A 21,834-nucleotide genomic window follows, 5' to 3' on the forward strand; every position below is an offset into this window, starting at 1 on the left:
TAAAGACATCCCACGGGTAGTCAGACCGGCCGGCCTCCAGAACCAGCACCCGATTCGCCGGATCCGTGGAGAGTCTGTTCGCCAGTGCGCTGCCGGCCGAGCCACCGCCGACGATGACGAAGTCGTACTGGAAGGGAGCCATGATGCCTCGCCTCGCTCGTGCCGTAAATGTACAGAGATGCCAGCTAGCGCCATACGCAATAGGTTGAGACAAGCGCAACATCGCGCTGGCTTGGTAGTGCCGCCCGGTGGGTGAGCCGCGGCGGCTGAGACGTGCCGAGTGCGCGGATGCGCTGGCGCGCAACCGCGACAAAGCCGGGCAGGGCAGGATCGCGCGTGCGGTCGTCGGCGCTCCGCCCGCTCGCCAGGCCGAGCAGGGCCATGCGGACCGCCGCGACGGCTGCCGCCGGCAAGGCCGGAATGGTGTGTGGCCAGGCCAACCGGCTCCGCTGAGGTTGCTGTCCGGAGTCGCGTCGGCCGAGACGGGGGTCGCCCGCGAGGCCGCTGCTCACCGGGCCCAGCCGAGCAGCACCACGACCATCATGGCCATCGATAGTCCGGGGTCTCTCCCTCGGCCCGCACCCGCTCCGGCGAGAACCAGAGCGGCAGGTCACGTAGCGCATCGAACACATTGCGATCCTCGTCTCAGGCGGTTGCCCGCCGCCTCGGCCGGCGTACGCGGATGGGCAGGGCCAAGAAGCCACCTCTGATGCGGCGCACACCGGTCTCCGACCCTCCTTTCGGAGTTCCAGAGAGGCCGCCGGTGACATGCCCTACGCTCTCGGACCCGATCCGCACGGGCAATGCGCCAGGGCAGACGAACGGAGAGAACCTTTCACTTGGAGGGATAGAAAATCACTCTTGCTTGTCGCCCTCCGGCAACGCTGACACCGGGCGCGCGAAAACCTCGCGGGCCACATCGATGAACGCCTGCGCGGCAGGTGAAAGCGGCCCATGCCGCCACATCAGCCAGACCGGCCGGACCAGGCGCGGACTGAGCGCCAGCGCCACCGCGCCGCGCCGGGCCGCCTCCTCGGCGAGAGAGCGCGGCAGTAGCGTCGCTCCCGCTCCGGCCAGTACCAAGGGGACGACCGCGGCCTGATGAACCGTCTCCACCGCGATGCGTGGACGGCCTCCCTCCCCGCCCAGCGCCTGATCCATCAGAGTCCGGGTCGCGGTACCGCGCGCGGTCGCCACGAGATCCATCCGGGCCACCTCACCGAGCGCCACCGGTCCGGTCTGAGGAAAGCGGCCGCACCGCGGCACCACCACCAGGATCTCCTGCCGGCACAGCTCCAAAGTCTCGACGGCCTTGCCGTCCGTCCGCACATCGCCCAGCCCCAACTCGGACTCGCCGGTACGCACCATGTCCGCAACCGCGGCTGCGTCCGGTGGCTCGACGATGACAATGTCGATCGCGGGATGGCGCCCGCGGAAGGCCCCGGCCAGGTCCGCGAGCGGATCGACCGCCAGCGTCGTCGGCGCGACGATGTCCAGTGTGCCGCCCGCCAGTCCGGCGATGGTGCGCACCACCGACCGAGCGGTCTCCAGATCGCGCATGACCTGCCGGGCAGGCTCCACGAACGCCTCTCCCGCCGAAGTCAGCACGACTCCGCGACCGAGCCGGTGGAAGAGAGGGGTGCCCAGTTCCCGCTCCAGCAGGCGGATCGAGTGCGACAGCGACGGCTGCGCCACGCGCAGGGTGTGGGCGGCGCTGGTGAAGCTCCGGTGCGCGGCTACGGCGAGGAAGTACTCGACCTGGCGACGTTCCATAGAACATTTCTATCGCTAGTCCTGAACCCCCTGCACCGCGTCGTGATCGTGCCGCGCGTCCCATCGGCGCCGGCGCCTCACCTGCGCGCCACCTCCGTGCGGGACGCCGCGCTGCGCGCAGCTCGGATTCCGAGCCACGGTATAGAAGCTTTCTATTGCCCTCATTCAAAACCGGTTCACGAAAATTCAGGACGCTTGTTGACCGGCTTCGGCCGCGGCTGACACTTTGACAGCGTCGCAGGCAGGGGTACTCCCGGGCCGCTGAAGTCCAGATGCATTACGTCGGTGATTCGGCCGCGACAAAGGGGTGTGACATTTCCTCGCCGGGTATCGAATCGGAGAAATACATGACTGAGTTCGACGCTGGTCGGCATATACTTCCGCGGCCCGACACCCGTCGGCCGCTGACGACCGCGATGGACGTCCACGACCAGGAGACGCCCTTCACCCCCATCGGCCCGGTCCCTCCGCCCGAGAACTCGCCGAACGTGGTGATCGTGCTGGTCGACGACCTGGGGTTCGGCAGCTCCAGCGCGTTCGGCGGACCGTGCGAGATGCCCGCCGCGGACCGGCTCGCCGACACCGGGCTTCGGTACACCCGCTTTCATGTGACGGCCCTGTGCTCGCCGACCCGGCAGGCCCTGCTGACCGGCCGTAACCACCACTCGGTCGGCATGGGCGGCACCACCGAGATGGCCACCGCGGCCCCCGGCTACAACGGGTTCAGGCCGCGCAGCGCGGCGACCATGGCGCAGATCCTGCAGGGCAACGGCTACAGCACGGCGGCCTTCGGCAAATGGCACCAGACCCCGCCGCGCGAGATCAGCGCGGTCGGACCGTTCGACCGCTGGCCGACCGGGGAGGGGTTCGACACCTTCTACGGGTTCATGGGTGCCGAGATGAACCACTGGTACCCGTTGCTGTACCAGGGCACCACACCGGTCGAGCCGGATCGCCGGCCCGAGGACGGCTACCACCTGTCCGAGGACATCGTCGACCACGCCATCGACTGGGTAAGCACCCAGCGCACGCTGACCCCGGACCGGCCGTTCTTCACCTACCTCGCGTTCGGTGCCGCGCACGCGCCTTTGCACGTCGCCCCCGAATGGCAGGAGAAGTACCGCGGACGGTTCGACCACGGCTGGGACCGGCAGCGCGAGGTGACTCTTCAGCGGCAGAAGGAACTCGGCGTCGTACCCCCGGAGACGGAACTCGCGCCCTGGGCCGAGGGCGTTCCCCACTGGGACGAACTCACCGACAACCAGCGCCGGCTGTCGGCCAGGTTCATGGAGACGTTCGCCGGCTTCACCGAACACGCCGACGTTCAGTTCAACAGGTTCCTCGACGCGCTGGAGCAACTCGACGCGCTGGACAACACGATCATCCTCTACATCATCGGCGACAACGGCGCCTCGGGTGAGGGCGGCATCGAAGGCACCATCGTCGAGCACCGGTTGGGACACGGCGTCGTCGACGACCCGGACGAGATGATCGACCACATCGACGAGATCGGCGGCCCGCTCAGCTACCCGATCGCCCCGGCCGGATGGGCGCTGGCGATGAACACCCCCTACCAGTGGACCAAGCAGGTCGCCTCGCACTTCGGCGGCACCCGGGACGGCATGATCCTGCACTGGCCGCGCGGGGTCCCCGAGCACGGCGGGATCCGTCACCAGTTCTCGCACGTCATCGACGTCCTGCCGACGATCCTGGACTGCGCGGGAATCCCGCAGCCGTTCAGCGTGGACGGGGTCCCGCAGCAGCCCATCGAGGGCACCAGCATGAAGCAGACACTCGCCGACCCCCAGGCCCCCGAGCACCGCCGTACCCAGTACTTCGAGATGTGCGGCAACCGGGGCATCTACCACGACGGCTGGATGGCGGTCACCCGGCACGGCATCCCCTGGGAGATGGTGCCGCAGGGGGACCGGAGCTTCACCGACGACGTCTGGGAGCTCTACGACCTGAGCAGTGACTGGAGCCAGGCGCACGACCTCGCCGCCGAACACCCCGAGAAGCTGCGCCGGTTGCAGGACCTGTTCCTGATCGAGGCCGCGAAGTACCAGGTCTTCCCCCTGGACGACCGGGTCACCGAGCGGGAGAACCCCGCCGTGGCCGGACGCATCGATCTGCTCGGTGACCGGACGTCCGTAACCTACCGCGCGGGCATGAGGCGGTTCACCGAGGAGACCACCCCCAACGTCAAGAACCGCTCGCACAGCATCACGGCCGACGTCGAGGTGCCGGAGACAGCGGCCGAGGGTGTGATCATCGCGCAGGGCGGCCGGTTCGGCGGATGGACCCTGTACTTCACCGAAGGCAGGCCGACCTACGCCTACAACTACTTCGGCATGAACCTGTACACCGTGCGCGGCAACGAGCCCCTGACGCCGGGACGGCACGAGATCCGGCTCGAGTTCGACTACGACGGAGGAGGACTCGGCAAGGGCGGGACCGCCGTGCTCCTGGTGGACGGTGAAAAGCACGCGACCGCACGGGTTGATCAGACCATCCCGTACTACTTCTCCTTCGACGAGACACTCGACGTCGGAGTTGACCTGAGCACACCGGTCACCGACGACTACCCCGTACTCGACAACCAGTTCACCGGGACCATTCACACGGTGCGCATCGACCTGGGCCCCCAGAGCGCCGAGTCGTCCGAGTTCGACGGCGGACTGCACCGACGCGTCATGGGGGCACAGTGAACTGCTGCGCACCGTCCGGCGGCCGGGGCGTGGGCCGGCCGCCGGGACTCCGGCAATCCGCTGTTCGCCCGGCGGTCACCGAGGGCATGGTAACCGTCCCCGCCGGCCAGTTCCTCATGGGCAGCCGGGACGCCCTCGCCTACCCGGCCGACGGGGAAGGCCCGGTGCGCACGGTGCACGTCGACGCCTTCTGGATCGACGCCTGCACGGTGTCCAACGAACAGTTCGCGCGCTTCACCGCCGACACCGGATACCGCACCTCGGCCGAGCGGATCGGCTGGTCGTTCGTTTTCGCCGGGCGGCTCCCGGACGACTTCCCGCCCACCCGGGCAGTGGCGGCCGCCCCCTGGTGGCGACAGGTCGAGGGCGCCGACTGGCGCCGTCCCGACGGAGGCCACTCCACCTGGGAGGACCGCGCGGACCATCCCGTGGTCCACATCGACTGGGACGACGCCCGCGCCTATTGCGCCTGGGCCGGCAAACGCCTGCCCACCGAGGCGGAATGGGAACGCGCCGCCCGAGGAGGGCTGCACGCGAAAGTGTTCCCCTGGGGCGACGAGTTCGAGCCGGGCGGCCGCCCCCGGATGAACGTGTGGCAGGGCGACTTCCCCAACCGGCACCCGACGGCCGACGGCTGGTACGGCACCTGCCCGGTCGACGCCTACGAGCCAAACGGCTTCGGCCTGTACAACACCACCGGCAACGTCTGGGAATGGTGCGAGGACCCCTTCTCACCCTCCTCCGGCGGAGGGCAGCGGGTTGCCAAGGGCGGCTCCTATCTCTGCCATGCCTCCTACTGCCGCCGCTACCGGGTCGCCGCGCGGCAGGGCCTCTTCCTCGACTCGGCGACCGGCAACGTCGGGTTCCGGTGCGCCCTGGACATGACGTGACCCCTGTCGACTCGGATCTCGACTCCACCACTCGGACAACGGCGCGATACACCCGGAGCACAAGGAGCAGAACCATGGCACCACGAACAAGGAACTGGCGTTCCGGCGCGGCGGGGATGGCCGTGCTCGGTCTCACCCTGACCGCCTGTGGCGGGGCGAAGGTCGGCGAGGAATCCTCCGGGGCGGACGCCGGCTCGGGCAAGTGCGGCACCTTCAACCTCGCGGTCAGCCCGTGGGTGGGCTACGAGGCCAACGCGGCGGTCGTCAAGAACGTCGCGGAGAAGGAACTCGGCTGCAAGGTCGTCACGAAGGACCTGAAGGCGGAGATCAGCTGGCAGGGCTTCGAGACGGGCGAGGTCGACGCCATCGTGGAGAACTGGGGCCACGACGACCTGAAGAAGAAGTACATCGACCAGCAGAAGATCGCCGTGAACCTCGGCTCGACCGGCAACAAGGGAATCATCGGCTGGTACATCCCCCCGTGGATCGCGAAGAAGCATCCGGACATCACCAACTGGAAGAACCTCAACAAGTACGCCGCGAACTTCAAGACCTCCGAATCGGGCGGCAAGGGCCAGCTCCTGGACGGCGACCCGTCGTACCAGACCAACGACGAGGCCCTGGCGAAGAACCTCAAGCTGGACTTCAAAGTGGTGTACGCGGGCAGCGAGACCGCGCTGATCCAGGCATTCCGGGAGGCCGAGAAGAACAAGAAGTGGGTGATCGGCTACTTCTACGAGCCGCAGTGGTTCCTGTCCGAGGTACCGCTGGTCAAGATCGACCTGCCCAAGTACACCGAAGGCTGCGACGCCGACAAGGCGAAGGTCGCCTGCGACTACCCCGTGTTCGACCTCGACAAGATCGTCAGCACGAAGTTCGCCAAGTCCGGCAGCCCGGCCTACGACCTGGTGAAGAACTTCAAGTGGACCAACGACGACCAGAACACCGTCGCCAAGTACATCGCACTCGACAAGATGACACCGGAGGCAGCGGCGAAGAAGTGGATCGAGGCGAACCCCGACAAGGTCAAGGCCTGGCTCGGCTAGAACCCACGAACGCGACGCCGAGCGCGAGTTCTTCCCCGGCGCCGTAGGAGATCGGCCGTGGCCCGGCGGCGATGCTGCGGTGGCCGGCGTCGCAGGGTGTGTTCGACCGCGAGGTCCGCGGTGCGGCCATGTTCGCCGGGCCGTACCCAAGTGCGGACTATGGAGGCGTCCTTGGTGGTGAGAGCGGCTGGCAGTACTCCGTGATCACCAGGACTTCGAATCAGCCCTGCTCCCGCACCGTACCCTCCTCGTGCCGGCGAAGACGGCGAAGACGGCGAAGACGACGGTGCTGCGGGTGTCCCGGACGTGAAGCAGCAGGCTCAGCGCGCACCAGAGGACGCGGACCGCCCGCGAGACCCGCGAGCGGGGAGCGTCAGCGATCTCCTCGCGGACCACTCCAGTTCGCGCTCGGCCCGCTCGGCTTCCGGCAGCACACCGGCGAGCCCGAGCTGTATCCGTTCCCCCGCTCCCCGGCCGACGGCTGGGACACCACCCGGTTCGACCCCCGGTTCCTCCGGCGGCTCAAGGACGAGGTGCGCGCGCTGCGTGAACCGGACCGGCGATCCGGCACGCAAAGAACGTAAAGCGAACGCCCGCAAAATCCAGCGCCATGCCGCCGCCCCGACTCACGCCCGAGGGCTGCCGGTGCAGCTCAGAGTGGAATTCGCCGCACTTTCTGTTGTTTACCGGCAACTTATTCACTTACCGGAATTGATGTCAGGGCCATTGTCTGGGGTATGACCGCACGCCCGCCTTTCAGACCGCAGCACGGTTCATCCGCCGCCTGTCCGCCCGCACACTCACGGCATGACCGACGCCGTCCTGTACGAGACCGAGGGCCCCCTCGCCCGCATCACCCTGAACCGTCCCGACAAGCTCAACGCCCTCAACACCGAGGCGGTGCTCGAGCTCGACCGGCTCGTTGCCCGCGCGGCCGCGGACGACGGCGTCAAGGTCGTCCTGATCAGCGGGGCCGGCCGGGCGTTCTGCGCCGGGTACGACATCAACGACGAGATCGCGGACGGGACGCAGACGCCGCTGGACTGGCTGCCCGTGCTGCGGCGCGATGCCGATGTGACCATGCGGATCTGGTCCTGCCCGAAGCCGACCATCGCCGTCGTCCAGGGCTACTGTCTGGCGGGCGGCTGCGAGATCGCCATGGCCTGCGACATGATCGTCGCGGCCGAGGACGCCCGGTTCGGGGAACCCGAGATCCAGTACGGATCGGGCCCCGTCGCCCTGATCATGCCGTTCGTGCTCGGGCAGAAGAAGACGAACGAGCTCCTCTTCACCGGCGACAGGATCGACGCGCGCGAAGCGCTCACCGCCGGGCTCGTCAACAAGGTGGTGCCGCTTCAGGAGCTCTCCGCGGCCGCCGAGCACCTCGCGCTGCGGATCGCCCCCACGCCGCTCGCCGTCCTGCGGCTGACCAAGCAGGCCCTGAACAGGGCGTACGAAGCCAAGGGTTTGCGCGCCGCGGTGGACGCAGGCGTGGACATCTCGGCGATCCTCAACGGCGCCAACACCCCGGAGCAGCAGGAGTTCGACAGGATCGCGGCAGCCGAGGGGCTCAAGGTCGCCCTGGCGTGGCGGGACGCCCGGTACGGCGCCGCGGGGTGAGTGCCTCAGGCGCGGCGCCCGAGACCGGACGCGACGGGGTCTGCGTTTCCTGTACGACGGTCCGCAGCGCGAGCAGCGCCATCCAGCACTCGGCGACGTCCTGAGTGGTGCCCAGGCTGCGCCCCGTGAGCTGTTCGATCTTGGCGAGCCTGGAACCCAGCGTCTGCTTGTGGATGCTCAGCACCTCCGCCGCCTTCTTCCACGACCGGTCGCAGGCCAGGTACACCTCCAGCGACCGGATCAACTCGGTACGGTGCGCGCTGTCGTAGTCGATCACCGCGCCCAGGACGCTGCGTGCCGCGTTCTGCGCCTCGGTGACGGTCCTCGGCAGGAACAGGGGGTGCTCGGCCGCGTAGTCGACGTGCCCTCCGCCCTGGGAACGAGCCGCTTGCAGCGCCCAACGGGCCTCGCGCGTCGCATCCGGTATGTGCGAGAGGACATGGACCACAGAGGACGTACCGACCGGAGTCTCCGCGCCGAGGACGGCCGGCAGATCTCCCCCTTGTGCCGCTTCCACCAGGACGAGGACGACGTCACCGGCGGTGGTGGCGAGGTGTGCGATCCCGTGATAGGACAGGACGTCGCTCACGTCCCACTCGTCCTCATGGAGGGCGGCCACCGTCAGTGATTTCTGGACGATTCCGTGCTGGCGCAGTTGCCGGGCCGCGGAGTCGCTGTCCACACGTCCCTCGATCAGTTGACTGAACAGCTGCCGGGCCGCTCGTTTGAGGTTCTCGCGCTCCATCGTGAGCCGCTCCACCTCGACGGCGATCAGACTCGCCAGGTGCAGTACGGCGAAGGGGTCGATGCGGTTGCCCGTGCGGTCGGGGATGACGAGCATCGCGGGCCGGCTGCTGGGCACCGGGAAGCAGGTGCAGGAGGCGTCACCGAGATCCAGGTGCAGGCGGGCGGGCAGTCGTTGCAGATTCGACTCCACTCCTTGGACGATTGCATGTGCCACCCGCTTTTCGAGCCGCTCTTTTCCGGTCAGGATTTCCGTTCCATGCCGCGCGTCGACGACGAAGACGGCGTGCCCCAGCTCTTTCGCGACCCGATCAAGAAGAGACTCATTTCCTTTCCGGCCGGGGCTGCCCACCGCGACGTTCAAACGCGAGAGCTGCCAGAGCCGCTGGAGTTCCGAGTGCTGGTTGGCGGTCGCCACGGCACGCGCGACCACGGAAAAGGGGGTGTCGTGCGCGGTGAGCAGAACGGGGAAACCGAGGTCGTCGGCGGTGTCCAGCATGGCCTGCGAGAGGCGCGGCATCGGCGGGTAGTCGCCCAGGGCCACGCCGCACAGGCCCGCCTCGGCCAGATGTCTGACGAAGCGCGCCTGTCCGCTCTCGTCGGCGGGGACACAGTGCCCGATGGACATGAGGAGCTCGCCCTCGCCCACCCAGTCCCAGGGTGCCGGCATCTCGCAGGCGTGCGCCCACACCACGGGACGGTCGAGACCGGCGGATCCGGCCAGCACCTTGTTGGTGATCTGTGGAATCGCGAGCAGTTCCCGCAACGTCAGGGTCATTGGCTCCCGCTCCCCTTGCGTCTCGCATCTCGATGCCACCGCCGTCCACGGTATGAAAGCAAGAGGAACTTTCGTACCCCGGCACGGTTCAGATGCCTGGTGTGATGCAGCACAGTAGGGCCACGGTCGGAGAATCAGCAAGCCGATGGGGCAGGGGATTCCCCTGCCCCATTCGGTGACTTTTCCATGGCCGAATCAAACGCGACTTGAATCTGAAGGTGGGGGGCGCCATGAGCCAGTCGGGGATTCGGGAACGGGACGCGGTGCGGGATATCGAGGCTCTTTTCAACCCGCGGTCCATCGCCATTGTCGGCGCATCGGACGATCCGGAGAAGTACGGGAACTGGCTGGCCGTCCGTGCCGTCGTCGGCATCCGCCCGGTGCACCTCGTCAACCGCTCCCGTTCAACCGTGCTGGGGCGCCCCGCCGTTCCCAGCCTCGCGGGCCTCGGAGAAGAGGTCGATCTGGCCGTGGTCACCGTCCCGGCCGCCGCGTTCGAGGAGGCGGTGGACGACGCCCTGCGCGCCGGGGTCCGCGCCATCGTGGGCATCACCTCCGGGCTGGGCGAGCTGGGCGGCGAGCATCTGGTGCGCCAGCGCGCGCTCGTCCAGCGCGTCCGACAGGCAGGGGCCGTCCTGCTCGGCCCCAACTGTCTGGGCGTACTCGACCACACGTCGGCGCTCGACGCCTGCGCAAACACCTTCCCCATCGGCACGGTGGGGTTGATCTCGCAGAGCGGCAACATCGCCATCGACGTGGCCGCCCGGCTGGCCGACTACGGCATGGGCATCTCACGCTTCGCGAGCATCGGCAACCAGGCCGATGTCGACTGCGCCGACCTGATCGACTCCATGGCAGCCCACGACGGAACCGACGCCATCGCGGTGTACTGCGAGGGCTTCCAGGACGGACGGCGTTTCGCGCGGGCCGCGGCCCGCGCGACCGCGGCGGGCAAGCCCGTTGTTCTGCTGACCGTCGGCCGCGGCGCCGCCTCCGCCCGGGGCGCGGCATCCCACACCGGAGCCATGGTCAGCTCCGACGTCGCGATCAGGTCCGTGTGCGCCGCCGCCGGGGCCGAACTCGTCACCAGCCCGGCCGAGATGGCGGACCTCCTGCAGGCACTCACCCGCACCGCTCTCCCCGCGGGGCCGCGTGTGGCGGTTTTCGCCGACGGCGGTGGACACGCCTCACTGGCCGGCGACGCCGTGGAGATACGGAGCCTGCTGGTCGAGCCCTTCTCGACGGAGACCAGGGCCCTCGTCGCCGCGGAACTCGCCTCGGCACCGGGCATCTCGAACCCCGTCGACACTGCCGGCGCCGGCGAGAAGGACATCGAGCTGTTCTCCCGCGTCAGCCGGGTCCTGACCGCGGCGGCAGACGTGGACTCGGTCCTGCTCACCGGCTACTTCGGCGGATACCGGAAGTACAGCACCGAACTCGGCCACGCAGAGCTCCGCGTGGCCAGGGAGCTGGCGGACATCGCGACCCGCTCCGCCAAGGCGTTCATCGCCCACCTCATGTTCGACACGTCGCCCGCCGCCCAGATGCTGCGGGAGGGCGGGGTGGCGGTGTACCGCGACGTCGAGACGGCCGCGTGGGTACTGGAGCGGATCACCGCCCGAGGCGGCGCGGCGGCCTCCGGTGTCCCCGACGTACCCCCGCCTTCCCCGCCCCTGACCGAGTCCGGATACACCGCTGCCAGACGGCAGCTCGCATCCGCCGGGATTCCCTTCGTCCGGGCCGCGGAAGTGTCGACGCGGGAGGAACTGCGGCAGGCCGCCGGCCGGATGCGGTTCCCGATGGTGCTCAAGGCTCTCGGAGACGAGCACAAGTCCGACCGCGGCGGCGTGGTGCTGGGCATACCGGACCTCTCACGCCTGGAGGAAGCCTGGCTAGATCTGCGGCAAAGACTCGGCCCTCCGGCTGTCTCCGTGGAGGAGATGGCCGACCTCACGGACTGCGTGGAGATCATCGTCGGTGTCCGCCGCGATCCGTCGTTCGGCCCCGTCGTACTCGTCGGCATCGGCGGCGTGTACACCGAACTCCTGCGCGACATCCGCTGCGCGCTCGGCCCGGTCACCCCCGCTGCCGCCCGCGGACTGCTGCTGTCGCTGAAGGGAACCTGGCTCCTCACCGGGTTCCGCGGCCGCCCGGCGGTGGACCTCGACGCGGCCGCCGAGGTCGTGAGTGCCGTGTCCCTGTTCGCCGCTGCCCATCCCGAGATCGACGAGATCGAGTGCAACCCCGTGGCCGTCACGCCGAAGGGAGCGACAGCCCTGGACGCCCGGATCGTCCTGGCCGACCCGCGCCCCTGACATCAGTCACCGCAACCGACATCACCACACCGACGATCCGAAAGGCGGACCATGCCCACGACCGACGACCAGCGCGAGACCGTCTCCAGCGCACAGGTGCGAGAAGTCCCCATCGGAGAATTGCCCCCACTCGGCGACGTCCCGCAGACGATGACCGCCTCCGTCGTACGCCAGGACCGCTTCGGCGATCCCGCCACCGCCTTCCGGCAGGAGACCGTCCCGGTCCCGAAGATAGGCCCCGACGAAGTCCTGATCGCGGTCATGGCCGCCGGCGTGAACTACAACAACGTATGGGCCGCCCGTGGTTACCCCGTCGACCAGATCGCCACGCGTCAACGCAGGGGCGAAACCGAGGACTTCCACATCGGCGGATCCGACCTGTCCGGCATCGTCTACGCCGTCGGCAGCCACGTGGAGAACATCGCTGTGGGCGACCACATCGTCACCCACCCCGGGTACTGGGACGCCGACGACCCATGGATCGCCGCCGGACGCGACCCGATGATCGCCCCGTCGGCACGCATCTGGGGCTACGACACCAACTACGGCTCCTTCGGTCAGTTCGCCCGCGTCCAAGCCCACCAGGTACTGCCCAAGGCGCCCCACCTCACCTGGGAGGAGGCCGCCGCACCCACCCTGGTCGGCACGACGGCGTATCGGATGCTGCACGGCTGGCAGGGCAACACCCTCCAGGAGGGTGACCTGGTCCTGGTCTGGGGAGGCTCCGGAGGCCTGGGAACCCAGGCATCCCAGCTGGTGAAGGCGGCCGGCGGCCGGGCGGTGGCCGTGGTCTCCGACGACGAGCGCGGCGAGTACGCCATGAATTACGGGGCGATCGGCTACATCAACCGCCGGGAGTTCGGCCACTGGGGCGTGCCACCGCTGGTGGACGACACCGCGGGCCAGAAGGAGTGGTCCGCCGGCGCCCGCGCCTTCGGCAAGAAGCTGTGGGAGATCGCCGGTGGCCGCGAGGACCCCGCGATCGTCTTCGAACACCCCGGCGCAGCCACCATCCCCACCAGCGTCTTCCTGTGCAGGCCGGGCGGCATGGTGGTGATCTGCGCCGGCACGACCGGCTTCGACGCCATGGTCGATCTCCGCTACCACTGGACCCGGCAGAAGCGTCTGCAGGGCTCCCACGGCACCAATGACGAACAGGCCATCGCCTACAACCAGTTGGTCGTCCACGGTGTCATCGACCCGGTTCTGGGCAGCGTCCTGCCGTTCTCCGAACTGGGTCAGGCGCACGCCCGCATGGGGCGAGGCGAGGACGTCTTCGGCAACGTCTCGATCCTGGTCGGTGCCCGGGAACCCGGTCTCGGGCGGCAGTAGGCAGTAGGCAGTTCGTTACGTCGGGCTCGCGGTGCAGGACGGCCAATCCCTGTCCGGTTCATTCGGAACGGAGTCCTCGCTGAAAGCATCTCTACGGATACAGAACCCTCTCCCGCCGCAGGGCCGGGTGCCCTGGTTGTGCCCGGGAGAGCGACGTCAGTCGAGCAGGAGTGGGAGCCACCCCCGATGCGCCTCACACGTAAGTCGTCCCTGAAGAAGTGCGCCCTCGTCACCGTCTCCACCGCCCTGGCCCTGACCGGCCTGGTGACCGGCACCGGTTCCGCGCAGGCGGACGGAAGCGGGCCGGGCAGCGCAAGCAACCCTGGGGGTACAGGTCCCGGGAACACCGACGACATGCTGGACCGGCTGTGCAACCAAAGGGCCAGCATGACCTACAACCTCACAACCGGCGAGTTCAAGATCCCGGAAGCACATATGCGGGACAACTCCGGGAAACCGCACGGTTCGTGGAGGGTCTTCCCCGACGGGTGCGACTATGCGGAGGCTTCGCCCTGGCCCATGAAGGGCAAGCCCGCCCCCACCCCCGAGGGGACCGGCAACCGCGGCACGACAGAGGACAAGTGACCTTCGTCAGCGGCAGTCACGAAGAGTAGCTTCTCCGCCACCGCGGGCGGCAGCGGCAGCTAAGAGTGAGGCCGGGAGAGAACCTCGTCCGACGAGCGCCACGTCGAGAAGTCCGTCCCGCCGTGCACACAGGTCGCGACGACCTGGACGCCGTACGTACGGCGGACACCGGGCGTTCCGCTACTCCGTCTTGATCGCCGTCAGCATGTTGAGCCGCGCGGCGCTGCGGGCCGGCCACACCGCGGCCAGGGCACCGACCGCGGCGGCCGACAGCAGGAACAGCCCGATCTGGCCCCAGGGCAGCACCACCGCAAGGTCCGGTAGGGCGTCCTTGGTCATCTGGCTGAGCGCCCAGCCCAGGAAGACACCGACGGCGATGCCGACGACCGCGCCGAAGAGGGAGATGACCACGGCCTCCAGCCGCACCATCTGCTTCACCCCGCGCCGGTCCAGACCGGTCGCCCGCAGCATGCCGATCTCCTGCCGCCGCTCGAAGACCGACATGGCCATGGTGTTGATGACGCCCAGGACCGCGATGACCAGGGCCATCGCCAGGAGCGCGTACATCATCTTCAGCATGGAGGCGATGATGCCGCCGAACTCGTTGTAGATGTCCTGCCGGTCCATCACGCGGAACGCGGGGCTGTTGCCGAGAGCGTCGACGAGGGCCTGCTCGTTGCGGTCGCTCACGCCGCCGTCCATCTTCACGAAGATCCGCGAGATGTACGCCCGGGAGTCGTCCGCGCGGAGAGCCTCCTCGGGCACGAGGACGCTGTACGAGGAGACGAACTCATTACCCTTGAAGATCGCGCCGATGGTCAGCTTGCCCGTGGACTTGTCCGTGTAGGTCACCGGAAGGGTGTCGCCGACCTTCCAGCCGTTGGCGCGGGCCACCTCGTCGGGGACCGCGATCCGGCCCTTGGCGAGGGTGTCCGGGGAGCCGGAGACCAGCTCCGGGGCGAGGACCTCATGAAATGCGCCGGGGGTGACACCGGCGACATCGGTCGGCTTGCCGTCGAGCCTCAGCTCCGATTCCCGCAGGGGGGAGACCGCGGTCGCACCCCGCGCCTTGCGTACGGCGTCCACGGCCGAGGCGTCCATGGTGCCGAACTCCTGGGCCGGGGCGAGCATGTAGTCGGCCTTGACCCGGTCCGTGATCTGCTGGTCCAGGGCCTGCCCGACACTGACGCCGAGCACCGACACCGCGGTGATCAGGGTCAGCCCGATGGCCAGGGCGGAGGCGGTGGCGCCCGTGCGGCGCGGGTTGCGCACCGCGTTCCGCCCGGCCAGCGTGCCGGAGACCCCGAAGGCCCGCAGCAGCGGCCGGACCAGGGCGATCACGGGCCGGGACAGCAGCGGGATCAGCACGATCACGCCGATCATGGTGAAGAAGGCCCCGAACGCGATGGCCGCCATGCCGGCCTCGGTGCCGGCCGTCGAGCCCGAGAGGATCAGTGCCGAGCCGAACAGGGTCACCAGGGTGCCGATCGAGTTCCGCACCACCAGGGACTTGGTGGTCGCGGGCAGGTGGACACTGCCCAGGGCGGCGACCGGCGGGATCTTCGCTGCCCGGCGGGCTGGCAGCCAGGCAGCGAGCATCGTAACCAGCACGCCCACGGCGAGCGCCGCGACGATCGTGGTCGAGGAGACGATCAGCGGGCCGTTCGGGATCTTGGCGCCGAAGCCGCCCATCGCTGAGCGCAAGGCGACGGCCATCACCAGTCCGAGCACGAAGCCGGCCGCGGAGGCGGCCGCCCCGACCACCAGGGCCTCGCTCAGCACCGAGCGGGTGACCTGGCGGCGGGAGGCGCCGACGGCCCGCAGCAGGGCCAGGTCTTTGGTGCGCTGGGCGACCAGCATGGTGAAGGTGTTGGAGATCAGGAAGATGCCCACGAAGAGCGCGATGCCGGCAGCGGCGAGCAGCATCTTCTTGAGGCCGGACAGCTCGTGCTCGATGCGCTCGGCCTGCTGGGTCGCGAGCTGCCGCCCGGTCAAGGCCTGCATGTCGTCGTCCGGGAGCAGCTTCTGGATCCTGTCGCGGAGGGCAACGTCGGTGACGCCGGGGGCGGCCTTGACGGTGATGTCGTTGTAGAAGCCCGGCTGGAGGTAGAGGCGCTGGGAGACGGCGGTGTTGAAGAGGACGAGACTGCCGCCTGCGTTGACGGCGCCGTCGTCCGTGGTGAAGATCCCCGAGAGGGTGTACTCCCGCGCAGGGCCGTTGGTGGCGACGCGCACGGTGTCGCCCACCTGGTAGCCGCCCTTGGCCGCGGAGTCCTGGTCGAGCGCTATCTGGCCGTCCGCGACGGGGCCGAAGCCCTTGACGAAGGTGTAGCGGTCGTCCGTGCCGTCCTTGCCGGGGGCGAAGGCGGAGCCCGCGTTGGACCAGCCGCTGCCGATCAGTTTGCCGTCCCGGTCCGCGACGAACGCGACGCCGCCTGCCCGGCCGACCACGCTCTTGACGCCGTCGAGTTTCCTGATCTTGTCGAAAGTCTGCCGGCTGACGGCGGGGTTCCGCTCGCTCGTGGTTGGGGTCGGGGTGACGGCGACGGCCACGTTCTCGTAGCTCTTCGCCGTGTCGTTCTGGAAGGCGTTGCGGAGGGTGTCGGTGAAGGTCAGGGTGCCGGAGACGAAGGCGACGCCGAGCGTGACAGCGAGCACGGTCATCAGCAGTCTGGCCTTGTGCGCGAGCACATTGCGCAGTGCGGTGCGGAACATGGGTTCCTCTGTCCAAGTCATGGTCGGAGTGCCCGGCGCGGGTACGCGACCAGGCCGCTGAGGGCAGGGGGGGAGGGAAACGTGGGCCGGGCGGCGGGGCGGTGATCCGCGCGGGTCAGCTGACGCGGACCCTGGCGTCGAACTCCTTCATGCGGTCGAGAACCCCGTCGGCGGTGGGCTGCACCATCTCGTCGACGAACCGTCCGTCCGCCAGGAACACCACCCGGTCCGCGTACGCCGCGGCCACCGGATCGTGGGTCACCATCACCACCGTCTGCCCCAACTCCCGTACGGAGTTGCGCAGGAAGCCCAGCACCTCCGCGCCGGAGCGTGAGTCGAGGTTTCCGGTGGGCTCGTCGGCGAAGACGATCTCGGGGCAGGAGGCCAGGGCGCGGGCCACGGCCACGCGCTGCTGCTGGCCGCCGGAGAGCTGGGTGGGCCGGTGGTCGAGACGGTCCCGCAGCCCCACCATCTCGATGACCCTGTCCAACCACTCCCGGTCGGGCCTGCGGCCGGCGATGTCCATCGGCAGCGTGCTGTTCTCCGCAGCGGTCAGGATGGGGAGCAGGTTGAACGCCTGGAAGATGAAACCGATCTTGTCCCGGCGCAGCTGGGTGAGCTGACTGTCCCGCAGCCTGCCGAGCTCGATGTCGCCAATGCGCGCGGAGCCGCTGCTGAACGTGTCGAGTCCGGCGACGCAGTGCATCAGCGTGGACTTGCCGGAGCCGGAGGGCCCCATGATCGCGGTGAACTCGGCTCGGCGGAAGCCGATGGTGACCCGGTCCAGGGCGACCACCTGAGTCTCGCCCTGCCCGTAGATCTTGGACAGTTCCGTGGCGCTCGCGGCCACGGCGGTGCTGCCGACGGTGGACGCGGTGAATGCGGTGGACATGAGGGAGTACTCCGATGGGCTGGACGACGGATGAGCGGATGACGCTCCAGAGAACCGTGCTGCTGTTGCGGCGGCTCCGGCCCGGAGCGTGCCCATCGTCGCGTCCGGCTCTCCCACGGCGCGTCCAACCCTGCTCCGGTCCTCATGGAGGGCCCTGAGACGTACGGAAGACCTGGTTCCTCATCCCCGGGTATGACACCGACCCTGAGCCCCGTGGGCGCGGCTCACCGCAGGCCCGGTAGCTCACTGGCGGCCGTACGCTGCACGGCACTTGGGACAGGGCGAAGGGAGTCTGTGACGACGACGGCTCGCAGCTCCTCTTCGGAGCAGACGACCGGCTGACGGCCGTCTCCGATGCGGAGTGCGGGTCTGGGACACCACGGGGCCACGGCGGGGCCGGGGGCCCGCCGTCGAAAAGGTGACGACGGGCGGGTTCGGGTGGCTCGGCGAAGATCGCGTGGAGCCCCGTACCGGAACTCCCAACGCTTGATCCCTACACCACGACGCGGCACGACGCGGGACGCGACCCGGCGACGTATGGCCGCCGCTCGGCCTGCACGTGAAGTCACGCAACGCCAGGTCCATGAATGCCCATAACCCGCATGTGGCTGACTGGACCGACCTTGCTCGACTGCTCGGTCGAGGCGAGTTCGCCGACATGTTCAGCTGCCCAGCGACACCCCCGTCGGAGTGGAACCCCGTCTTAGTTCTCAAAGGCCGCCAGATGATCTGGCGGGGCAGTGACGGAGCGGATCAGCCGCATGCTGATCCTGTCAGTCAAGTGGTCGAACTGGGCCCGGACAGCGTGGCCGAGAAGCTTGATCTCGTCGAGCGGACCCAGCCGGGGCCGTTCTGGCCGCGTACTCATGGACTCGGCGCCTACGTCGGCCTCCGTGACAACGGGAGGCTGGTGGCGACGGCGGGCGAACGTCTCAGACCTCCGGGCTGGAAACGAGATCAGCGCGGTCCGCACTGCCCCAGAGGGGGCAGGGGAGAGGCTACGCCGCTCATCTGGTCAGTGCGCTCGTCGGACGCATCGGGTCTCGGAACAAGAGACCCTTCCTGCATGTGGCGGAGGCGAACATCGGCGCGATCGCTCGCTACGAGCGGCTTGGCTGCGTGGCCCGCAAGCACGTGACCTTTCGCGGTTTCCGGACTCCGTGGCAGTGACTGGTCAGGCGGATCCTTCACCGGAGCCGTTCAGCTCGTTCAGGTAGTTGTAGATGGTGAAGCGGCTGACTCCGAGTGCGGCGGCTGCTGTTTCGGGTGCCTGTTTGACCAGGAAGAATCCACGGCGTTCCAAGTCGGCGACCACTTGGAGCTTCTGTTCTTTCCGCATTCGCTCCACCGGGACGCCGATCGCCGCGATGGCTGCTTCTGTGAGTAGGTCGCACAGTTCTTCGACGCTGTGGGGGAAGGACTCGCCCTGGCGCTCCCCTGTAGGTCTGGCCGGCCCCGCGTAGCCCGATGGCATGGATGGTGCTGGAGGCATGGACGTGACGTCGTGCCCGAGCACGAACCGGTCCATGGCAGACCTGACTGAGACCCACGCGGACACATCGGTGTTCAGGCAGAGGGCTGCCGCAGGGCGGTCGCCGTCGTCCGTGTAGACGATTGTCGTGCTCTGCAGGATGCGGCCATCCGGCAACTGGGATCGGTAACCGATCTCGTGACGCAGGTCGCCGGCGGCGATCCGCTCGAGCAGTTTGTCCGTGGGAGGGTCCCCGACGTGCCGGCCGGTGACCGCCCCCGCGATCGCGCGAACGGTGTTCGGGATGCGGCGGAGATCATGGAGTACCACTTCGGTCGGCTGGAGAACCGCCGCTTGGAGTGGGGTGACGAGGAGTTCGAGGACACGGTTGATGCACTCCGCGTCCATCCCTTCCAGGGCCGCGGGCGGCGGAAGCATCGACGGGTCCGACGCCGGGTTCATGGATGCCACCGTCCTCTGCTCAGCGCCAGGAGATGGACAGGGTCCCCTGGCACCCAGTTCGTTTTTTACACTGCGTTGAAGGATAGCGAGGCGTGGACCTCGCTGGATCAACAGCTCTGCTCGACTTCCCGGTACACCGCAACAGCCAGTTGATGTCCGCTGCCGCAGGGCGGTGTCCGGCAGGGGGTCGTTGGGGTGAGGGCCTGAGGGGCGGGCCCTCACCCGCCACGCGCATCAAGGCCGTGCAGCCCGGAAGCTGAGCTGGTTCGTCGTTACGCGCGGGCTGCCTGCTCCGTCTCGCCACCGGCGGGGGCATCGGCCTCGGGGGCCTGCTCGAAGAACTTCATGGCCATGAAGCCGTGCGTATAGCTGCCGCCCGCCCGGAGCGCCGCAGCGATCATGACCGTCTCGGCCAGCTCCGCTTCGCTCGCCCCGGCCGCCTTGGCCGCCGGGACGTGGGCCTCGATGCAGTAGGCGCACTGCGTGGTCAGCGCCACCGCGACGGCCATCAGCTCGGTGTACTTGCGCGGGATGACCTTCCCCGCCCCGGCGAGGGCTTCCTGATCGAAGGCCATGAAAGCCTTGACGGCCTCAGGAGCCCCCTTGCGGAGGTTGCGCAGGTAACGGTGGTCCGTGTGCTCGTGGTAGGCCCCATGTCGTTGCTCCTTGCTGGTTGGGGTGATCGCGCCATGGCAGCGTGAAGCGTGTGCGGGCGCAAAATTGGTCGGCCGCTGCCCCTTGGCGGGATCGGGCCAGAGAGGGACAGGGCGGCGCGTGGGTGAGGCTCTCTTTCGGCTAGCGCGTGTGGAGCGCGGCCGCGGCGCGTCCCATCCGGGCGATCGCCTCGGTGAGGACGGCCTGGGAGGTGGCGAAGTTCAGGCGGACGTGCCCGGCCCCGCCCGTTCCGAAGATGTGGCCGGAGGACAGGGCCACCCTGGCGTGTTCAAGAAACAGCTGGGCAGGGCCGGCCAGGTCGGTGACGACCGCCGGGCCCGTGGCGCGTTCCTCCGGAGCAAGACCGAGGGACCGGCAGTCGAGCCAGGCCAGGTAGGTACCTTCCGGCCTGGTGTATCCGATCCCGGGCAGGTGCTCGGCGACGAGCCGACCCAGTAGGGCTCGGTTGGCGTCGAGCCCCTCCAGCAACGCATCGAGCCACTCGTCCCCGTGGGCCAAGGCCGCCGTGTGGGCGATGACTCCGAAATAGCTGGCACCGTGGCGGACCTCTCCGGGCACCCGGCGCAGATCAGCGACTGCCTCGGGCCCTGCGATGGCGAGTGCCGCCTTGATACCGGCGAGATTCCAGCCCTTGGTCGCCGACATGAGCGAGAAGGCGTTCTCAGCCCCGGGCACGCTCAGGTAGGGGGTGAACTGTGCGCCCGGCAGCACGAGTGGGGCGTGAATCTCGTCGGCGACGACCCGGACACCGTACCGGCGAGCCAGCTCCGCCACGGCGGTGAGCTCCTCCTTGGTGTGGACCGTGCCGGTCGGGTTGTGGGGATTGCTGAGGAGGTAGGCGATCTTGCCCTTGCCGCTCGCTTCCCGGGCGCGCCGGAAGGTGTCCTCCAGCGTTTCCGGGTTCAGCCGCAGGTCCTGTCCGAGCGGTGCTTCGATGACCCTGCGCCCGTCGTGGGTGACGAAGGCGTAGAAGGGTGCGTACACCGGAGAATTGACGATCACCGGGTCGCCGGGGTCGGTGATCAGCCGCAGCACCTGGACGGCGCCCATCATCACGTCCGGGATCAGACCGACTCGGTCGACGTCCACTCCGTCCCAGTTCCACCGCCGCGAGGCGAAGCCGGCCAGTGCCTCGGCGAACTCCGCTCCGGCCGGATACCCGGTGTCACCGGTCTCGATGGCTTCGCGCAGCGCGTCGGCGACGGCCGGCGCGAGCGGTACGTCCATTTCAGCGACCCACAAGGGCAGGACATCTGCCGGGTGCGTGCGCCACTTCATGCTCCTGCGCTGACGGAGCTGCTCGAGCGTGAACTCCTCGAGAGGATTCATATACCCCTGAGCCTCGGCCTTGGCGCCTGTTGAGCCGCGCCCACCAGCGGTGGTCATCTCCAGCATTGGACCGCCGTCTCGATCTCGACGCAAGAGCCGAGGGGCAGCGACGCCACACCGAGCGCGAGACGTGCGTGGCGCCCTCGGTCGCCGAGTTCATCGCGTGCCACCTGCGAAGCGGCGTCCACGACGGCGGGCGCGTCGGTGAACCCCTCCCCGACGGCCACGTACCCCCCTAGCCGAGCGATCCCCTTTATCGCGTCCAGTGACCCGAGCTCCGCCCGGGCGATATCGAGGCACCGCCGCGTGGCCAGAGCAGCCGCCTGCCGCGCCTGCTCCACGGTGACGTCCCGGCCGACGAACCCTGGATGCTGCACCCCGTCGTCCCCGATCGGGAGCTGGCCGGAGATGAAAAGGAGATCGCCCACGCGGACGGCGCTCTCGTACAGGGGCGGCGCCGAAGCTGGCTGACTCACGACAGACCTCCATGGTCAAGAGA

General features: G+C 68.7%; 17 protein-coding genes and 1 pseudogene. 9 read left to right on the top strand and 9 right to left on the bottom strand.

What is annotated here, in order from left to right; genetic code table 11:
* Both ABD357_RS44545 and ABD357_RS04540 read right to left on the bottom strand, forming a co-directional pair.
* Nucleotides 1–142, bottom strand: a 142-nt coding sequence (locus ABD357_RS44545; protein WP_425584740.1) for an NAD(P)-binding protein, incomplete at its 3' end; no start/stop codon positions are given.
* Nucleotides 143–855: 713 nt separating this feature from the next.
* Complete coding sequence (locus ABD357_RS04540) at nucleotides 856–1,773, bottom strand: LysR family transcriptional regulator (RefSeq protein ID WP_344387638.1); 918 nt, start codon at nucleotides 1,771–1,773, stop codon at nucleotides 856–858.
* Between the two features lie 347 nt (nucleotides 1,774–2,120).
* Between ABD357_RS04540 and ABD357_RS04545 the strand changes: the two genes are divergently transcribed.
* The 5 genes from ABD357_RS04545 (at nucleotide 2,121) to ABD357_RS04565 (ending at nucleotide 8,037) form a co-directional block, all read left to right on the top strand.
* Nucleotides 2,121–4,481 (top strand): arylsulfatase, encoded by a 2,361-nt coding sequence (locus ABD357_RS04545; RefSeq protein WP_344387639.1) that lies wholly within the window; start codon nucleotides 2,121–2,123, stop codon nucleotides 4,479–4,481.
* 86 nt (nucleotides 4,482–4,567) lie between these two features.
* Nucleotides 4,568–5,371 carry a formylglycine-generating enzyme family protein gene (locus tag ABD357_RS04550; protein WP_344387640.1) on the top strand — a complete coding sequence of 268 codons (804 nt, stop codon included), beginning with the start codon at nucleotides 4,568–4,570 and terminating at the stop codon, nucleotides 5,369–5,371.
* Nucleotides 5,372–5,445: 74 nt separating this feature from the next.
* Entirely contained in the window at nucleotides 5,446–6,417 is a 972-nt protein-coding gene (locus ABD357_RS04555; protein ID WP_344387641.1) for an ABC transporter substrate-binding protein, read from the top strand.
* Between the two features lie 546 nt (nucleotides 6,418–6,963).
* Nucleotides 6,964–7,158 (top strand): hypothetical protein, encoded by a 195-nt coding sequence (locus tag ABD357_RS04560; RefSeq protein WP_344387643.1) that lies wholly within the window; start codon nucleotides 6,964–6,966, stop codon nucleotides 7,156–7,158.
* A gap of 66 nt (nucleotides 7,159–7,224) precedes the next feature.
* Nucleotides 7,225–8,037, top strand: coding sequence for an enoyl-CoA hydratase/isomerase family protein (locus ABD357_RS04565; protein WP_344387645.1), 813 nt, complete (start codon nucleotides 7,225–7,227; stop codon nucleotides 8,035–8,037).
* On the opposite strand, the gene ABD357_RS04570 is transcribed toward ABD357_RS04565, so the two are convergent.
* Complete coding sequence (locus ABD357_RS04570; RefSeq protein WP_344387646.1) at nucleotides 7,988–9,559, bottom strand: PucR family transcriptional regulator; 1,572 nt, start codon at nucleotides 9,557–9,559, stop codon at nucleotides 7,988–7,990. The two genes, ABD357_RS04565 and ABD357_RS04570, sit on opposite strands and share 50 nt — an antisense overlap.
* Before the next feature lie 230 nt (nucleotides 9,560–9,789).
* On the opposite strand from ABD357_RS04570, the gene ABD357_RS04575 reads away from it, so the two are divergent.
* From ABD357_RS04575 to ABD357_RS04585, 3 genes are all read left to right on the top strand, one after another.
* Nucleotides 9,790–11,874, top strand: a complete 2,085-nt coding sequence (locus tag ABD357_RS04575) for an acetate--CoA ligase family protein (RefSeq protein ID WP_344387647.1) — start codon at nucleotides 9,790–9,792, stop codon at nucleotides 11,872–11,874.
* A 51-nt stretch (nucleotides 11,875–11,925) separates the two neighbouring features.
* Entirely contained in the window at nucleotides 11,926–13,206 is a 1,281-nt protein-coding gene (ccrA, locus tag ABD357_RS04580; protein WP_344387649.1) for a crotonyl-CoA carboxylase/reductase, read from the top strand.
* Between the two features lie 186 nt (nucleotides 13,207–13,392).
* Nucleotides 13,393–13,791 (top strand): hypothetical protein, encoded by a 399-nt coding sequence (locus ABD357_RS04585; RefSeq protein ID WP_344387650.1) that lies wholly within the window; start codon nucleotides 13,393–13,395, stop codon nucleotides 13,789–13,791.
* 180 nt (nucleotides 13,792–13,971) lie between these two features.
* Here ABD357_RS04585 and ABD357_RS04590 read toward each other — a convergent pair whose 3' ends face one another.
* Nucleotides 13,972–16,506 (bottom strand): ABC transporter permease, encoded by a 2,535-nt coding sequence (locus ABD357_RS04590; protein ID WP_344387651.1) that lies wholly within the window; start codon nucleotides 16,504–16,506, stop codon nucleotides 13,972–13,974.
* A gap of 115 nt (nucleotides 16,507–16,621) precedes the next feature.
* Nucleotides 16,622–17,398: an ABC transporter ATP-binding protein gene (locus ABD357_RS04595; protein ID WP_344387652.1), complete on the bottom strand. Its 777-nt coding sequence runs from the start codon at nucleotides 17,396–17,398 to the stop codon at nucleotides 16,622–16,624.
* Between the two features lie 595 nt (nucleotides 17,399–17,993).
* Between ABD357_RS04595 and ABD357_RS04600 the strand changes: the two are divergent.
* A pseudogene (locus ABD357_RS04600) lies at nucleotides 17,994–18,568 on the top strand (GNAT family N-acetyltransferase); the annotation flags it as partial.
* A gap of 4 nt (nucleotides 18,569–18,572) precedes the next feature.
* Here the strand turns inward: ABD357_RS04600 and ABD357_RS04605 are convergent.
* The 4 genes from ABD357_RS04605 to ABD357_RS04620 form a co-directional block, all read right to left on the bottom strand.
* On the bottom strand, nucleotides 18,573–19,331 hold the full coding sequence (locus ABD357_RS04605; protein WP_344387653.1) for a helix-turn-helix transcriptional regulator: 759 nt from the start codon (nucleotides 19,329–19,331) through the stop codon (nucleotides 18,573–18,575).
* A gap of 272 nt (nucleotides 19,332–19,603) precedes the next feature.
* A complete protein-coding gene (locus ABD357_RS04610) occupies nucleotides 19,604–20,014 on the bottom strand; it encodes a carboxymuconolactone decarboxylase family protein (RefSeq protein WP_344387662.1) in 411 nt (136 codons plus the stop codon).
* A gap of 112 nt (nucleotides 20,015–20,126) precedes the next feature.
* Nucleotides 20,127–21,401 (bottom strand): MalY/PatB family protein, encoded by a 1,275-nt coding sequence (locus ABD357_RS04615; protein ID WP_425584739.1) that lies wholly within the window; start codon nucleotides 21,399–21,401, stop codon nucleotides 20,127–20,129.
* Nucleotides 21,389–21,811, bottom strand: coding sequence for a RidA family protein (locus tag ABD357_RS04620; RefSeq protein ID WP_344387655.1), 423 nt, complete (start codon nucleotides 21,809–21,811; stop codon nucleotides 21,389–21,391). The genes ABD357_RS04615 and ABD357_RS04620 overlap by 13 nt, the downstream gene beginning before the upstream one ends.
* Nucleotides 21,812–21,834: the final 23 nt, after the last annotated feature.

The sequence above is a fragment of the Streptomyces vastus genome (genome assembly GCF_039532825.1).
In the GTDB taxonomy this organism is placed as follows: Bacteria; Actinomycetota; Actinomycetes; order Streptomycetales; family Streptomycetaceae; genus Streptomyces; species Streptomyces vastus.

Excerpts from the sequence above, each read along its gene's own strand:
- ABD357_RS04540 (WP_344387638.1), bottom strand. The coding sequence starts at position 1,773 with ATGGAACGTCGCCAGGTCGAGTACTTCCTCGCCGTAGCCGCGCACCGG.
- ABD357_RS04545 (WP_344387639.1), top strand. The coding sequence starts at position 2,121 with ATGACTGAGTTCGACGCTGGTCGGCATATACTTCCGCGGCCCGACACC.
- ABD357_RS04550 (WP_344387640.1), top strand. The coding sequence starts at position 4,568 with ATGGTAACCGTCCCCGCCGGCCAGTTCCTCATGGGCAGCCGGGACGCC.
- ABD357_RS04555 (WP_344387641.1), top strand. The coding sequence starts at position 5,446 with ATGGCACCACGAACAAGGAACTGGCGTTCCGGCGCGGCGGGGATGGCC.
- ABD357_RS04565 (WP_344387645.1), top strand. The coding sequence starts at position 7,225 with ATGACCGACGCCGTCCTGTACGAGACCGAGGGCCCCCTCGCCCGCATC.
- ABD357_RS04570 (WP_344387646.1), bottom strand. The coding sequence starts at position 9,559 with ATGACCCTGACGTTGCGGGAACTGCTCGCGATTCCACAGATCACCAAC.
- ABD357_RS04575 (WP_344387647.1), top strand. The coding sequence starts at position 9,790 with ATGAGCCAGTCGGGGATTCGGGAACGGGACGCGGTGCGGGATATCGAG.
- ccrA (WP_344387649.1), top strand. The coding sequence starts at position 11,926 with ATGCCCACGACCGACGACCAGCGCGAGACCGTCTCCAGCGCACAGGTG.
- ABD357_RS04585 (WP_344387650.1), top strand. The coding sequence starts at position 13,393 with ATGCGCCTCACACGTAAGTCGTCCCTGAAGAAGTGCGCCCTCGTCACC.
- ABD357_RS04590 (WP_344387651.1), bottom strand. The coding sequence starts at position 16,506 with ATGTTCCGCACCGCACTGCGCAATGTGCTCGCGCACAAGGCCAGACTG.
- ABD357_RS04595 (WP_344387652.1), bottom strand. The coding sequence starts at position 17,398 with ATGTCCACCGCATTCACCGCGTCCACCGTCGGCAGCACCGCCGTGGCC.
- ABD357_RS04605 (WP_344387653.1), bottom strand. The coding sequence starts at position 19,331 with ATGAACCCGGCGTCGGACCCGTCGATGCTTCCGCCGCCCGCGGCCCTG.
- ABD357_RS04615 (WP_425584739.1), bottom strand. The coding sequence starts at position 21,401 with ATGCTGGAGATGACCACCGCTGGTGGGCGCGGCTCAACAGGCGCCAAG.